Origin of the sequence: Streptomyces sp. NPDC085932, assembly GCF_044540525.1 — a bacterium.
GTDB classification, from domain to species: domain Bacteria; phylum Actinomycetota; class Actinomycetes; order Streptomycetales; family Streptomycetaceae; genus Streptomyces; species Streptomyces levis.
In genome coordinates, this window is sequence record NZ_JBITSJ010000007.1 from 180979 (window position 1) to 194293 (window position 13315).

Below are 13315 nucleotides of genomic sequence, written 5' to 3' on the forward strand. Positions count from 1 at the left end.
GCAATGGGAGCGTAGAGCAGAGGCGTACTGATGGGTAGGGGGTGCGACGAGGAAGTTACCCGCGGTACGCCTTAAGGTGCCCAGGTGGCCGAGAAGCGTGAATACCGCATGGAAGAGCTGGCCCGCCTCGCCGGGATCACGGTGCGCACCCTGCGCTTCTACCGCGAGCGCAAGCTGATCCCGCCACCGCGCCGGGAGGGCCGCATCGCCTGGTACGACGACCAGCACCTGGCCCGGCTGCGCACCATCACGGCCCTGCTGGAACGCGGCCACACCCTCAGCGGCATCGCGGAACTGGCCGAGGCCTTCGACCACGGCCGGGACGTCGGCGACCTGCTCGGCGTGGGCGGCCCGACCGAGGAGGAACCGGTCCACCTCACGCCCGAGGAACTCGCCGACCACTTCGCGGGCGAGGCCACCCCGGAGAACCTGGCCGCCGCCATGGACCTCGGCTACCTCGGGACCGACGGCGGCGAGATCGTCCACATCAGCCGCCGCCTGCTGGACGTCTCCTCGGCCCTGGTCCGCGAGGGCATCCCGCTCGCGGAGGTCCTCGGCGCGGCCAAGGAGGTCCGCACGCACGCCGACGCCCTGGCCGACCTCTTCACCGACCTGGTCCTGCGCCACGCCTCCGCACAGGACCTGCCCCGCCTGCGCCCGCTGGCCCGCAGCGTCGTGGAGGCGGAGCTGTCCCTGGCCCTGGACCGCAGGATGCGGTCGTAGCCGGCTAGCGGTCGTACACGACGGTCACCGGCGCGTGGTCGGACCACCGCTCCGCGTGCGTGGCGGCCCGCTCCACGAACCCCTTGACCGCCCGCTCGGCGAGCCCGGGGGTCGCCACGTGGTAGTCGATCCGCCAACCGGTGTCGTTGTCGAACGCCCGTCCACGGTACGACCACCAGGAGTACGGTCCCTCGACGTCCGGGTGCAGGGCGCGTACGACGTCGACATAGCCGCCGTCGGCCGGGTCGAGGACGCGGCCGAGCCACTCGCGCTCCTCGGGCAGGAAGCCAGAGTTCTTGGTGTTGCCGCGCCAGTTCTTCAGGTCGGCCCGCTGATGGGCGATGTTCCAGTCGCCGCAGACGACGACCTCGCGCCCCTCCGCCGCGGCCCGCTCGCGCAGCTCCTTGAGGTAGGCGAGGAACTCGCCCATGAAGCGCTCCTTCTCCTCCTGCCGCTCGGTGCCGACCTCGCCGGAGGGCAGGTAGAGGGAGGCGACGGTGACCCCGGGCAGGTCGGCCTCCACGTACCGCCCGCTGCCGTCGAACTCGGCGGACCCGAACCCGATCCGCACCCGGTCGGGCTCACGGCGGCTGTACAGGGACACCCCGGCCCGGCCCTTGGCGGCGGCCGGCGCGTGCACCACGTGCCAGCCCTCGGGCGCGCGGACGTGCTCGGGCAGCTGCTCCGGCTCGGCGCGCACCTCCTGCAGGCACAGCACGTCGGCGTCGGTCGCGGCCAGCCACTCCACGAAGCCCTTCTTCGCGGCGGCCCGCAGCCCGTTCACATTCACAGAGGTCACAGTGAGCACCCGGGCACGATACCGGCACTCTGGACGGAGTCCAGTTCCGGATCGCATACGGTGGTCGGCATGCACATACGCCGGGTCTCCTTCGACCACCCCGACGCCATGAAGCTGAACGACCAGGTCCAGGCCGAGTACGCCGTCCGCTACGGGGACGACGGCGACGCCACGCCCATGGCCGCCACCGACTTCGACCCGCCGAACGGCACCTATCTGATCGCCTACGACGAGCACGGCAGCCCCGTCGCCTCGGGCGGCTGGCGTGCCCAGGATACGAACGGCGAGGGCAACCTGGACGGTGACGCCGAGCTGAAGCGCATGTACGTGATCGAGCCGATGCGCGGCCGGGGCCTGGCCCGCCGCATCCTGGCGGCCCTGGAGGAGGACGCCCGCGCGGCCGGTCGCGTCCGTATGGTCCTGGAGACGGGCACCAAGCAGCCGGAGGCCATCGCCCTGTACGCGTCCAGTGGTTACGAGCCGTGCGCCAAGTTCGGCTACTACCGCCACCACGAGTCCAGCCGCTGCTTCGCGAAGCGGCTCTGACGGGCCGAAGGGCCCTACGGGGCCCGCGAACAGAGCAGAGCCCCTGTCGGCTGTCGCCGACAGGGGCTCGAAGCTGCGTGGACCTGAGGGGATTTGAACCCCTGGCCCCCTCGATGCGAACGAGGTGCGCTACCGGACTGCGCCACAGGCCCTTGCAACGAGTGAAACTCTAGCACCCCGATCGGCCTGCATAAAAATCCGTTCCCGGGCGGCGGCCACCCGCGGGTGCGGGGGTGCTACTCGTTGGCGGCCCGGGGCCGGTCCCCGTCCTCGTACTGGTCGAACAGCGGCGTACGGCCGCGCTCGCGGGCCCGCCGTGCGGAGGCCGCGGCGGGGTTCTGGCCGCGCGAGCGCTTCCGGGCGGGAGGCGGGGCCTCGCCCCGGCCGTCGCCGTGCGTCCCTTCCGGCGCGTGGGGCTCCGCGGCGACCGGGCCCGCGGCTCCGGCCGGCTCGTCCGCCGCCTCCGGGGTGACCGCGCTCGACCGCGCCGCGCTCCAGGTGTCGGGGGCGCCGAGGTCCACGTCGCTCGTCGCCCGGGGGGCGACCGGCGCGGTCACGTAGGTGGGCAGGGGCACCGGTACCGGGTCCCAGCTGTCGCCCTGGCCCGGCCGCCGCTGCCGCTCACGCTGCTGGTCGACCCACTCCGCGTGGTCGGTCTGCTCGACGAGGGCGCGCCGGTCCGCCGCGAGGGCCGACAGGCCGGGGTCGGTCACCGGCTCGGGTCCCTCCTCCGGTTCGTCGGCCTCGTCCTCGGCCAGGGGGCGCCGACGGGGCTGGCGCTGCCGCTCCCGCAGCCGCTGGGCGGCGGCCTCGGCACGGCGGCGGTCCATCTGGTACGTGAAGCGCCGCCGCTCCTGCGCGCGCAGGTAGGCGATGTACACGCTGAGCATCACGGCGGGCACGCCCGGGGCCCACAGGAACGCCAGCCCTCCGACCGCGGCGACGACGGCGCCGAGGGTGAAGGCGAGGAAGAGCATGGTGGTGGTGCGCCGGCGGCGCGCGAGCACCTTCGAGCGCCGGGCCCGCGCCGCGGCCGCCTGGGCCTGCGGCGACATGCCGCGCCGGGCGGCGGGCACCCGGCCCTCCTCGCGCTCGGGACGCGCCGCGTGCGGCACCGGGCGGGCCGGCTGCTCGGGGGCGGGCGACGGAAGGGGCGCCTGGGTCCGGGGGCGGGTCTTGGACACGGCGAAGGCCCGGACGTCCACCGATTCGGTGACGGCGTCCGGATCGTCGGCGCCCTGCTCCCCCTCGTCGGCGGAGCGCGCCCGCAGGTCCTTGGCGTACCGGCGCTCCATGGCCGCCTTTCCGGACAGAAGCCGGATGGCGGTGCTGAAGCGTTCCGTCGGACGGGCCTCGTTCAGCTCGTCCTGCCTACGGAGCCACATCGGCACCAAGTAGGCGGCCCAGGCCCCGACAATGACTGCGTAGATGAGGCCGCTGCTGCTCACGCCTCACACCGTAGAGGGGTTTGCGTGAGGCCATCTGCCAATTGAGCCGGTGTGTCGCACGATCTGGCTGATATTTCGAACTTTTTTTGCGACTGATGCGATCAGCACACCACCGAGGCCGGGAATTCCTCGCCTCGAGACGGTCATCGGCCGATCAATTTCGAACACATATTCAATTTCCCGGGTGCGGGCGCATTCCCGGATTACTCTGCGATCGTGCCCGCTGCCAGCGCCTGAGCAAACCGTCCGGGACCTCTTCCGCCGTGAGCGCGAAGACGAGGTGGTCGCGCCAGGCTCCGTCGATGTGGAGATAACGGGGCCGCAGCCCCTCCTCGCGGAATCCCAGCTTTTCGACGACGCGGCGGCTGGGGCCGTTCTCGGGGCGAATGCAGACCTCCACGCGGTGCAGTCCGACGGTGCGGAAACAGTGGTCGACGACGAGCGCCACCGCCGTCGGCATCACCCCGCGTCCGGCCACCGCCTCGTCCACCCAGTACCCGACGTGCCCCGAGCACATGGAGCCCCAGGTGATCCCGGCCACCGTCAGCTGCCCCACCAGCCGTCCCTGGTACTCGATGACGAAGGGCAGCATCCGGCCGGCGTTCGCCTCCGACCTGAGGTGGCGGACCATCTGGCGGAAGGTCGGGCGGTGCGTGATCGGCCCGCCCGGGGTGGGCGGCGGGATCGTCGCCTCCCAGGGGCGCAGCCAGTCGCGGTTGCGCCGGTTGACCTCGCGCCACGCCCGCTGGTCGCGCAGCTTTATCGGCCGGAGGACGACGTCGCCGTCGACCAGCTCGACGGGCCAGGCTGGGCTGTTCAGCTCGCACCCCCGTCGGGTCTGGGGTGGTCGCCGCCGCGCAGCTGCTCGACGGCGTGGACCAGCAGCGGCTCCAGCACGGCGAGGCCGTCCTTCACACCGCCGCTGGAACCGGGCAGATTGACGATCAGGGTGCTCCCGGCCACTCCGGCCAGGCCCCGCGAGAGCGCCGCGGTGGGCACCTTCTCCCGGCCGAACGCCCGGATGGCCTCGGCGATGCCGGGCACCTCGTGGTCGATCACCCGGCGGGTGGCCTCGGGGGTGCGGTCGGTGGGCGAGATGCCCGTGCCGCCGGTGGTGACGACGACGTCGTAGCCGGCCTCGACCCCGGCGCGCAGGGCCGCCTCCACCGGGTCGCCGTCGGGGACGACCTGCGGGCCCTCGACCTCGAAGCCGAAGCGCCTCAGGCCGTCGGCGATCAGCGGGCCGCCCTTGTCCTCGTAGATCCCTGCGGCGGCCCGGTTCGAGGCCGTCACGACGAGAGCGCGGTAGGTCATGTCCGGCTCCAGTCGCCCGACTTGCCGCCCGTCTTCTCCTCGACCCGTACGTCCGTGATGACCGCTCCCTTGTCGACCGCCTTGACCATGTCGATCACGGTGAGCGCGGCGACGGAGACCGCCGTGAGGGCCTCCATCTCGACGCCCGTGCGGTCCGTGGTCTTCACGGTGGCCAGGATCTCCACGGCGTCGTCCGCGACCGACAGGTCCAGTTTCACACCGGACACCGACAACGGGTGGCAGAGCGGGATCAGGTCGGGGGTGCGTTTGGCCCCCATGATCCCGGCGATGCGCGCGGTCGCGAGGGCGTCTCCCTTGGGGACGCCCGCACCGCGCAGCAGCTCGATCACACGGGGCGAGACGAGGACGCGTCCGCTGGCGCGGGCGGTGCGCGCGGTCACGTCCTTCTCCGACACGTCCACCATGCGGGCGGCGCCCGCCTCGTCGAGGTGCGTCAGCCTGCTGTGCGTGGAGCCGTCCTGCGTGCGTGGGTCCTGCGTGCTCATGCTGTGTGGCGCTCCCGGTCCGGGCCCGTCGCGGTGCGGCGCACGGGCCTGCTGTGCGCGACACGGTACCCCCAACCAGCGGCTATCGGCCGAGCAGGACCACCTCGACCTGGGTGCCGGGTGCGACGGACTCGGTGTCCTCGGGGACGACGATCAGCGCGTCGGCGTGGGCGAGGGCCGCGACCAGGTGGGATCCGGCGCCGCCGACCGGGGTGACCCGGCCGTCCGCGTACGTGCCGCGCAGGAACTGGCGGCGGCCCTTCGGGGAGGTCAGCGCCTTGCCGGCGGCCAGGGTCGCCCGGGTGGTCGGGCGGTGGACGTCCGGCAGGCCCATGAGGGCGCGGATGGCGGGGCGCACGAACAGTTCGAAGGAGACGTACGACGACACGGGGTTGCCGGGCAGGGCCAGCAGCGGCGTGTGGTCGGGGCCGACGGAGCCGAAGCCCTGGGGCTTGCCGGGCTGCATGGCCAGCTTGCGGAACTCCACGCCGCTGCCCGGCTCGTCCTCGTCCCCGACGTGGGACAGCGCCTCCTTGACGACGTCGTAGGCGCCGACGCTCACGCCGCCCGTGGTGACCATCAGGTCGGCACGGACCAGCTGGTCCTCGATGGTGGAGCGCAGGCCCTCGGCGTCGTCGGCGACGGCGCCCACGCGGTAGGCGATGGCACCGGCGTCGCGGGCGGCGGCGGTGAGGGCGAAGCTGTTGGAGTCGTAGATCTGACCCGTGCGCAGGTCCTCGCCGGGCTGGACGAGTTCGCTGCCGGTGGAGAGCACCACCACGCGCGGGCGCGGGCGCACGCGCACGGTGCCGCGGCCGATCGCGGCGAGCAGGGCGATCTGCGGCGGGCCGAGGATCGTGCCGGCCTCCAGGGCGCGGTCGCCGGCCTTCACGTCGCTGCCCTTGGCGCGCACGTGCGCGCGGGCCTCGGCCGGGCGGTACACCTGCACCTGGCCGGTGGCGCCCTCGGGGCCGAGGCTGCGGGCGCGCATCCCGCGCACCGGGCCCTCGCCGAGCCCGCCGTCGGTCCACTCCACGGGCACGACCGTCTCGGCGCCGGGCGGGAGCGGGGCGCCGGTCATGATGCGGGCGGCCTGGCCGGGCCCCACGTGCGGCGGTTCCGACTGGCCGGCGGCGACGTCCCCGACGACCTCCAGGGCCGCCGGGAACTCCTCGCTCGCGCCCGCCACGTCCGCGACCCGCACCGCGTAGCCGTCCATCGAGCTGTTGTCGAAGGGCGGCAGGGACACCGGCACCGTGACGTCCTCGACGAGGACGCAGCCCTGGGCGTCGAGCAGGTGCAGCTCGATCGGCTCCAGGGGCCGGATGGTGGCGAGGATGTCCTCCAGGTGCTCGTCCACCGACCAGAGGTGGTCGGGGCCCGAGTGGTCCTGGTGCGTGACGCGGGGCGCGGCGCTGCTCAACGTGCTACATCTCCTCGGCTACGTAACTGCGAAGCCAGGTCCGGAAGTCCGGGCCCAGGTCTTCACGTTCGCACGCGAGTCGGACAATGGCACGCAGGTAGTCGCCGCGGTCGCCGGTGTCATAGCGGCGGCCCTTGAAGACGACGCCGTGCACGGGGCCGCCGATCTTCTCGTCCTCGGCGAGCTGCTGCAGGGCGTCCGTGAGCTGGATCTCGCCGCCGCGGCCGGGCTCGGTCCGGCGCAGTATGTCGAAGATGTGCGGGTCGAGCACATAGCGGCCGATGACCGCGTAGTTGGAGGGGGCGTCGGCCGGGTCCGGCTTCTCGACGAGGCCGCCGACCTTGACGACGTCGCTGTCCTCGGTGGTCTCCACGGCCGCGCAGCCGTACAGGTGGATCTGCTCCGGGGCGACCTCCATGAGCGCGATGACGCTGCCGCCGCGCTGCTCCTGGACCTCGACCATGCGCTGCAGCAGCGGGTCGCGGGGGTCGATCAGGTCGTCGCCGAGGAGGACGGCGAAGGGCTCGTGGCCGACGTGCGGGGCGGCGCACAGCACGGCATGGCCGAGGCCCTTGGGGTCGCCCTGGCGGACGTAGTGCATGGTCGCGAGGTCGCTGGACTCCTGCACCTTGGCGAGACGGTCGGCGTCGCCCTTCTTCTGGAGCGCCGACTCCAGCTCGTAGTTCCGGTCGAAGTGGTCCTCGAGGGGGCGCTTGTTGCGGCCCGTCACCATGAGGACGTCGTCGAGACCCGCCGCGACGGCCTCCTCGACCACGTACTGGATCGCGGGCTTGTCCACGACCGGCAGCATCTCCTTGGGAGTGGCTTTGGTGGCCGGCAGGAACCGGGTGCCGAGGCCTGCTGCGGGGATGACAGCCTTGCTGATCCGAGGGTGCGACTGAGTCATGCTCGCCACCCTATCCGGTGCCTTTGCATGGAATCTGCGGCTCCGGTTCATAGCGGCTCATATGAGCGTATTGCAACGGTACGGGAGCAACCATTGAGGCCTATCGCACGTCCGGGCGAGCCTGACAAGCGGAGTTTGCGGCGCGAGATCCTCGCGGTGAGGAACAGGTTGACGGCGGATGACCTGCGGGAAACGTCGGCCGCACTGGCCGCGCGGGCCCTGGAGCTGCCCGAGTTGGCGCGGGCCGGCACGGTCGCCGCGTACGTCTCCGTGGGGAGTGAACCGGGGACGCTCGCGCTCCTGGACACCTTGTGCGCCCGGGGCGTGCGCGTGCTGCTGCCGGTGCTGCTGCCGGACAACGACCTCGACTGGGGCCGGTACGAGGGCCAGGACTCGCTCGCGCGGGTCCGGCACGGCGGCCGGATGGTCCTGTCCGAGCCCGCGGGCGAGCGCCTCGGGCCGGACGCGGTGACCGCGGCCGACGCCGTGCTGCTGCCGGGGCTCGCGGTCGACGCGCGCGGGATGCGCCTGGGCCGCGGCGGCGGCTCCTACGACCGGGTGCTGGCACGGCTGGAGCGTGCGGGGGTCCGTCCGGCGCTGGTGGTGCTGCTCTACGACGCGGAGGTCGTCGAGCGCGTCCCCGAGGAGCCGCACGACCGGCCGGTGCACGCGGTGGTGACGCCGTCGGGGGTGCGGCGGTTCCGCCCGGAGGCCTGACACGGGAAGCGGCCCTGACACCGGGAAGCGGCCCTCCACGCACGCGTGGAGGGCCGCTTCCCGTCGCCGTCGCCGTTGCCGTCGCCGGGTCAGTGCCTCACGGCTTGAGCACCAGCTTGTCGGCCGTGTTGCTCTCCACGGCCCGGTCCGAGAAGGACCACGGCAGCAGTTCGCCGTCGGCCCACTTGTCGGTCTGGTCGACGTAGTGGGCGCTGTAGGCGTGGCCGGAGGCACCGGTGAGGTTGATCCAGCGGGACTTGTCGAGGTCGCCGAGGTTCACCACCATCCGCATGGACGGCACCCACACCACCCCGTAGCCGCCGGCGGCGTTCCAGCCGGTCGCGTTCACCGTCGCCTCGCCGCCGCTGAGCTCCCAGGGGCCGCGGTTGAGGGCGTACCGGACGAAACCGGGGCCCGCGGTGCCGAGGGTCTGGTTCTTCAGGAACAGGCGGTGCAGCCGGCCCCAGCTCCAGGTGTCGATGTCCTTGCCGAGCTTGGCGGTCAGCTCCCAGCGCGCGTCGACCATGGCCCGCTTGAACAGTTGGTCGCGGTTGACGGCGCCGTCGCGGGTGCCCACCTCGGGCGTCTTCCACCAGTCGCTCTTCGGCTGGTTCATCAGCTTGCGGACCACCTCGAACCAGCGGTCACCGCCGTCGGGCTGGGCCCGGTCGGGGGCGCGCTGGCCGCACTCGCGGACCTCTTCGGCCTCGTCGGCGGGGCCGGTGGTGTTGACCGGCTTGACCCACAGGCACTGTCCCTTGGGCCGCAGCTCCTTGGGCAGCTTGTTGCCGAAGGCCAGCTTCAGGACGTTGCGCCAGACGGCGTTGAAGTAGGCGGCGGCCGCCGAGTCGGCGTCCTGGGTGTAGTCCCAGCCCTCCAGGAGCTTCTGGGCCTCGCGGACGTCCTTGTCGCCGGTGTCGATCTTCAGCAGGGTCGGCACCAGCAGCCGGGCGATCTCGCTGCTGTTGTCCAGCTGCATCTGGCGCATGTCGTCCGTCGAGATCTTGCCGCCGTCCTTGATCTTCGACTGGATCAGGTCGGTGATCCGCTGGCTGCGCGTGCCGTAACCCCAGTCCGTGGTGAGCGTGAGGGGGTACTTGTCCTCGTCGATCACAGCCTGGTTGGCGGTGACGATGTACCCGCGGTCCGGGTCGTACTCGTAGGGCAGCGCGTCCTGCGGGATGTAGCCGGTCCAGCGGTACTTCGGGTCCCAGCCGGGCGCCGGCAGGGAGCCGTCGAAGCCCTCCGCGCGCGTGGGGATCCTCCCCGGCAGGGTGTAGCCGATGTGGCCCTGGGTGTCGGCGTAGACCAGGTTCTGCGAGGGCACCTCGAACAGCGCGGCGGCCTTGCGGAAGTCGGTCCAGTTCTTCGCCTTGCCCATGGCGAAGACGGCTTCCATGCTGGTGCCCGGCTGCAGGGCGGTCCAGCGCAGCGCGACGCCGTAGCCGTCGCCCCGGTCGGGTGCGGCGGTGTCGACGGTGGCCTTCTTGCCGACCTTCACGAGTTCCTCGTCGCGGTCGGAGAGCAGGGGCCCGTTGTTGGTCTCGCGGACGACGATCTTCTTGGCCGGGCCGCCGGCGACCTTGATGGTCTCCTCGCGGGTCTCGAACGGCCTGACCTTGCCGTCGTAGAGGTAGCCGTCGCCGGTGATCTTCTCCAGGTACAGGTCCGTGACGTCGACACCGGAGTTGGTCATGCCCCAGGCGATGTCCTCGTTGTGACCGATGATCACGCCCGGCATGCCGGCGAAGGTGTAGCCGCTGACGTCGTACTGGCAGGTGCTGGAGACGCTGCGGCAGTGCAGGCCCATCTGGTACCAGACGGACGGCAGGGAGGGTCCCAGGTGCGGGTCGTTGGCCAGCAGCGGCTTGCCGGTGATGGTGTGCTTTCCGCTGACGACCCAGGAGTTGGAGCCGATGCCGTCGCCGTTCACGCCGACGGCCGGCGGGAGGTCGTCCAGGACGCGGGTGAGGCCGGTGAGCTGGCTGTCGAGGCCGGAGGTGCCGGACGTGCCTGCGGTGCCCGCTCCGGTGGTCCCGCTCGTGCCCGAGGTTCCGGATGTGCCCGAGGTGCCCGACGTGCCGTTGGTGCCCGACGTGCCGGCGGTGCCGTTCGTGCCGGCGGTGCCGGAGGTGCCGCCCTGCTCGAAGGCGCCGGTCAGTTCGTCGTACTGGCCGTCCTGGACGATCGCCTTGTTCCGGCTGTACGGGTACTCCGGGTACAGGTCGGCGATCTGCTTGGGGCCGAGGCGGCTGGTCAGCAGGGCGCGGTCGATCTCGTCCTGCATGTTGCCGCGCAGGTCCCAGGCCATCGCCTTCAGCCAGGAGACCGAGTCGACCGGCGTCCACTTCTGCGGCTTGTAGTCGTTGGTGAAGCCCAGCGCCGCGTACTCCAGCGAGATGTCCTCGCCGTCCTTGCCGTCGAGGTAGGCGTTGACGCCCTCGGCGTAGGCCTGGAGGTACTTCTTCGTGGAGGCCGACAGCTTGGTGTCGTACTCCTGCTTGGCCACCCGGTCCCAGCCCAGGGTGCGCAGGAACTCGTCGTTGTCGACCTGGCTCTCGCCGAACATCTCCGACAGGCGCCCGGCGGCCATGTGGCGGCGGACGTCCATCTCGTAGAAGCGGTCCTGGGCCTGGACGTAGCCCTGGGCCATGAACAGGTCCGCGTCGGAGGAGGCGTAGATCTGCGGGATGCCGTAGTCGTCGCGTTTGACCTCGACGGGTCCCGAGAGGCCCTTCAGCGTGAGGGTGCCCTTGGTCTGCGGGAAGGACGCCCGGACGGTGCTGATCGACCAGTACGCCCCGAAGGCGACGCCTCCGATGACGGCCAGCACCAGGACGAGCACGATCAGCCGTACTTTGCGCCCCTTTCTCCTGCCGGACTTGCCGGGCTGCTGACCCGTGGAGGCGGTGGTGTCGGTGGGCATCGCTGTCCTTGCTGTCCTAAGTCGAGCGGCAGGTTCGGCTGTGCTTTTAACTGAGCGCTGGAGCAACGATAGGCGCAGGGCCTTGCGCCCCTTGACGCGGAGTCGGGAACCGGCACGGACGGGCGTTCGATCTTGCCCTCCCGAGTGTCAAGAAATCGTCAAGAGTTAGGTAAGGTAACGAAGTAGTCGGCGCGCTGCGCCACCACTTCGTGTGCGATGTACGTGAGCCCACGCACGCGTGCGTGCGGGCCAGGGAAGGATTCGGCCGCTGACTGTCCACCACCTCAACCAGCTCCTGCTCGTCTGCTCGCTCGTCCTGCTCGTCGCCGTCGCAGCGGTACGGATCTCCTCGCGCAGCGGGCTCCCCAGCCTGCTCGTGTACCTGGGCATCGGCGTCGCCATGGGCCAGGACGGCATCGGGGACATCCACTTCGACAACGCCGAGCTGACCCAGGTCATCGGGTACGCGGCGCTGGTCGTGATCCTGGCCGAGGGCGGCCTGGGCACGAAGTGGAAGGAGATCGAGCCGGTGATGCCGGCCGCCACGGCGCTGGCGCTGGCCGGTGTCGCGGTGAGCGTCGGGGTCACGGCGTCGGCCGCGCACTACCTGGTCGGGCTGGAGTGGCGGCAGGCACTGATCATCGGAGCGGTGGTCTCCTCGACCGACGCGGCCGCCGTGTTCTCCGTCCTGCGCAAGATCCCGCTCCCCGCGCGCGTGAAGGGCACGCTGGAGGCGGAGTCCGGCTTCAACGACGCCCCCGTGGTCATCCTCGTGGTGTCCCTGTCCACGGCCGGGCCGGTCGAGCACTGGTACGTGCTGCTGGGCGAGATCCTCCTGGAGCTGGCGATCGGTGCCGCCATCGGGCTCGCGGTGGGCTGGCTGGGCGCCTGGGGCCTCCGGCACGTGGCACTGCCCGCGTCCGGCCTGTACCCGATCGCCGTCATGGCGATCGCCGTGGTGGCGTACGCGGCGGGCGCGCTGGCCCACGGCAGCGGCTTCCTCGCGGTGTACCTGGCCGCGATGGCGATGGGCAACGCGCGGCTGCCGCACTGGCCGGCCACCCGCGGGTTCGCCGACGGACTGGGCTGGCTGGCGCAGATCGGCATGTTCGTCATGCTCGGCCTGCTGGTCACCCCGCACGAACTGGGCGACGACATCGTGCCCGCGCTGGTCATCGGGCTCGTCCTGACCATGGTGGCGCGACCGCTCGGGGTGTTCGCCTGCCTGACGCCGTTCCGGGTGCCCTGGCGGGAGTCGGCGCTGATGTCCTGGGCGGGCCTGCGCGGGGCGGTGCCCATCATCCTGGCGACCATCCCGATGGTGAAGGGTGTCGAGGGCAGCGACCGGATCTTCAACATCGTCTTCGTCCTGGTCGTCGTCTACACCCTGGTGCAGGGCCCGACGCTGCCCTGGCTGGGCCGCAAGCTGCGCCTCGGCGACGGTTCGGAGGCGTCCGACCTCGGCATCGAGTCGGCCCCGCTGGAGCGGCTGCGCGGGCATCTGCTGTCCGTCGCGATTCCCGGGGGATCGAAGATGCACGGCGTGGAGGTGGCCGAGCTGCGGCTGCCGCACGGCGCCGCCGTGACGCTCATCGTGCGCGGGGGCGAGTCCTTCGTGCCGCTGCCGACCACGATCCTGCAGCGCGGGGACGAACTCCTGGTGGTCGCCACGGACCCCGTCCGGGACGCGGCCGAGAAGCGGCTGCGGGCGGTCGGGCACGGCGGCAAGCTGGCCGGCTGGCTGGGGACGGACGGACCGGGCGCCTGACGAGCGGACCGGATGCCTGACGAACGGACCGGGATGCCTGACGAGTGGACCGGATGCCCGACGAGTGGACCGGATGCCTCATGAGTGGGCCGGGCACCTTGCGGGCGATTCGTCCCCTTTGGTATTTGTAAGGCAGGCGGGTCCATGGTGCTCGCTTTCACAGGCACACAAGCCCTTGATCCCTGTAGGATGAAGGCGTACCCAGATCGAACCAACTCTGCCTGACGCAGAGCTGGCG

General features: G+C 71.6%; 12 protein-coding genes and 1 tRNA gene. 4 read left to right on the top strand and 9 right to left on the bottom strand.

Going from position 1 to position 13315, the window contains the following annotated elements:
* The first annotated feature begins 84 nt into the window (after positions 1-84).
* Positions 85-723 (top strand): MerR family transcriptional regulator, encoded by a 639-nt coding sequence (locus ACIGAQ_RS30915; protein ID WP_311681607.1) that lies wholly within the window; start codon positions 85-87, stop codon positions 721-723.
* Positions 724-727: 4 nt separating this feature from the next.
* Here the strand turns inward: ACIGAQ_RS30915 and ACIGAQ_RS30920 are convergent, their stop codons facing one another.
* Positions 728-1531 carry an exodeoxyribonuclease III gene (locus ACIGAQ_RS30920; protein ID WP_311681606.1) on the bottom strand — a complete coding sequence of 268 codons (804 nt, stop codon included), beginning with the start codon at positions 1529-1531 and terminating at the stop codon, positions 728-730.
* A gap of 60 nt (positions 1532-1591) precedes the next feature.
* On the opposite strand from ACIGAQ_RS30920, the gene ACIGAQ_RS30925 reads away from it, so the two are divergent.
* The gene (locus ACIGAQ_RS30925) at positions 1592-2068 is read left to right on the top strand and encodes a GNAT family N-acetyltransferase (RefSeq protein WP_399788755.1); all 477 of its coding nucleotides are present in this window, start codon (positions 1592-1594) and stop codon (positions 2066-2068) included.
* Positions 2069-2146: 78 nt separating this feature from the next.
* On the opposite strand, the gene ACIGAQ_RS30930 is transcribed toward ACIGAQ_RS30925, so the two are convergent.
* The 7 genes from ACIGAQ_RS30930 to galU form a co-directional block, all read right to left on the bottom strand.
* A tRNA-Ala gene (locus tag ACIGAQ_RS30930) sits at positions 2147-2220 on the bottom strand.
* 84 nt (positions 2221-2304) lie between these two features.
* Positions 2305-3516: a gephyrin-like molybdotransferase receptor GlpR gene (gene glpR / locus ACIGAQ_RS30935; RefSeq protein WP_362279624.1), complete on the bottom strand. Its 1212-nt coding sequence runs from the start codon at positions 3514-3516 to the stop codon at positions 2305-2307.
* 172 nt (positions 3517-3688) lie between these two features.
* On the bottom strand, positions 3689-4336 hold the full coding sequence (locus ACIGAQ_RS30940; RefSeq protein ID WP_399789403.1) for a GNAT family N-acetyltransferase: 648 nt from the start codon (positions 4334-4336) through the stop codon (positions 3689-3691).
* The gene (locus ACIGAQ_RS30945) at positions 4333-4830 is read right to left on the bottom strand and encodes a MogA/MoaB family molybdenum cofactor biosynthesis protein (protein ID WP_311681602.1); all 498 of its coding nucleotides are present in this window, start codon (positions 4828-4830) and stop codon (positions 4333-4335) included. The genes ACIGAQ_RS30940 and ACIGAQ_RS30945 overlap by 4 nt, the downstream gene beginning before the upstream one ends.
* Positions 4827-5336 (bottom strand): cyclic pyranopterin monophosphate synthase MoaC, encoded by a 510-nt coding sequence (moaC, locus tag ACIGAQ_RS30950; RefSeq protein WP_399788760.1) that lies wholly within the window; start codon positions 5334-5336, stop codon positions 4827-4829. The genes ACIGAQ_RS30945 and moaC overlap by 4 nt, the downstream gene beginning before the upstream one ends.
* Positions 5337-5418: 82 nt before the next feature.
* Entirely contained in the window at positions 5419-6759 is a 1341-nt protein-coding gene (glp, locus tag ACIGAQ_RS30955; protein WP_399788763.1) for a gephyrin-like molybdotransferase Glp, read from the bottom strand.
* Positions 6760-6763: 4 nt separating this feature from the next.
* Complete coding sequence (galU, locus tag ACIGAQ_RS30960; protein WP_094053452.1) at positions 6764-7666, bottom strand: UTP--glucose-1-phosphate uridylyltransferase GalU; 903 nt, start codon at positions 7664-7666, stop codon at positions 6764-6766.
* A 168-nt stretch (positions 7667-7834) separates the two neighbouring features.
* On the opposite strand from galU, the gene ACIGAQ_RS30965 reads away from it, so the two are divergent.
* Positions 7835-8383 carry a 5-formyltetrahydrofolate cyclo-ligase gene (locus ACIGAQ_RS30965; protein WP_399788766.1) on the top strand — a complete coding sequence of 183 codons (549 nt, stop codon included), beginning with the start codon at positions 7835-7837 and terminating at the stop codon, positions 8381-8383.
* 97 nt (positions 8384-8480) lie between these two features.
* On the opposite strand, the gene ACIGAQ_RS30970 is transcribed toward ACIGAQ_RS30965, so the two are convergent.
* The gene (locus ACIGAQ_RS30970; RefSeq protein WP_399788769.1) at positions 8481-11309 is read right to left on the bottom strand and encodes a penicillin acylase family protein; all 2829 of its coding nucleotides are present in this window, start codon (positions 11307-11309) and stop codon (positions 8481-8483) included.
* A gap of 238 nt (positions 11310-11547) precedes the next feature.
* Between ACIGAQ_RS30970 and ACIGAQ_RS30975 the strand changes: the two genes are divergently transcribed.
* On the top strand, positions 11548-13077 hold the full coding sequence (locus tag ACIGAQ_RS30975) for a potassium/proton antiporter (RefSeq protein ID WP_399788772.1): 1530 nt from the start codon (positions 11548-11550) through the stop codon (positions 13075-13077).
* The last annotated feature ends 238 nt before the right edge of the window (positions 13078-13315 follow it).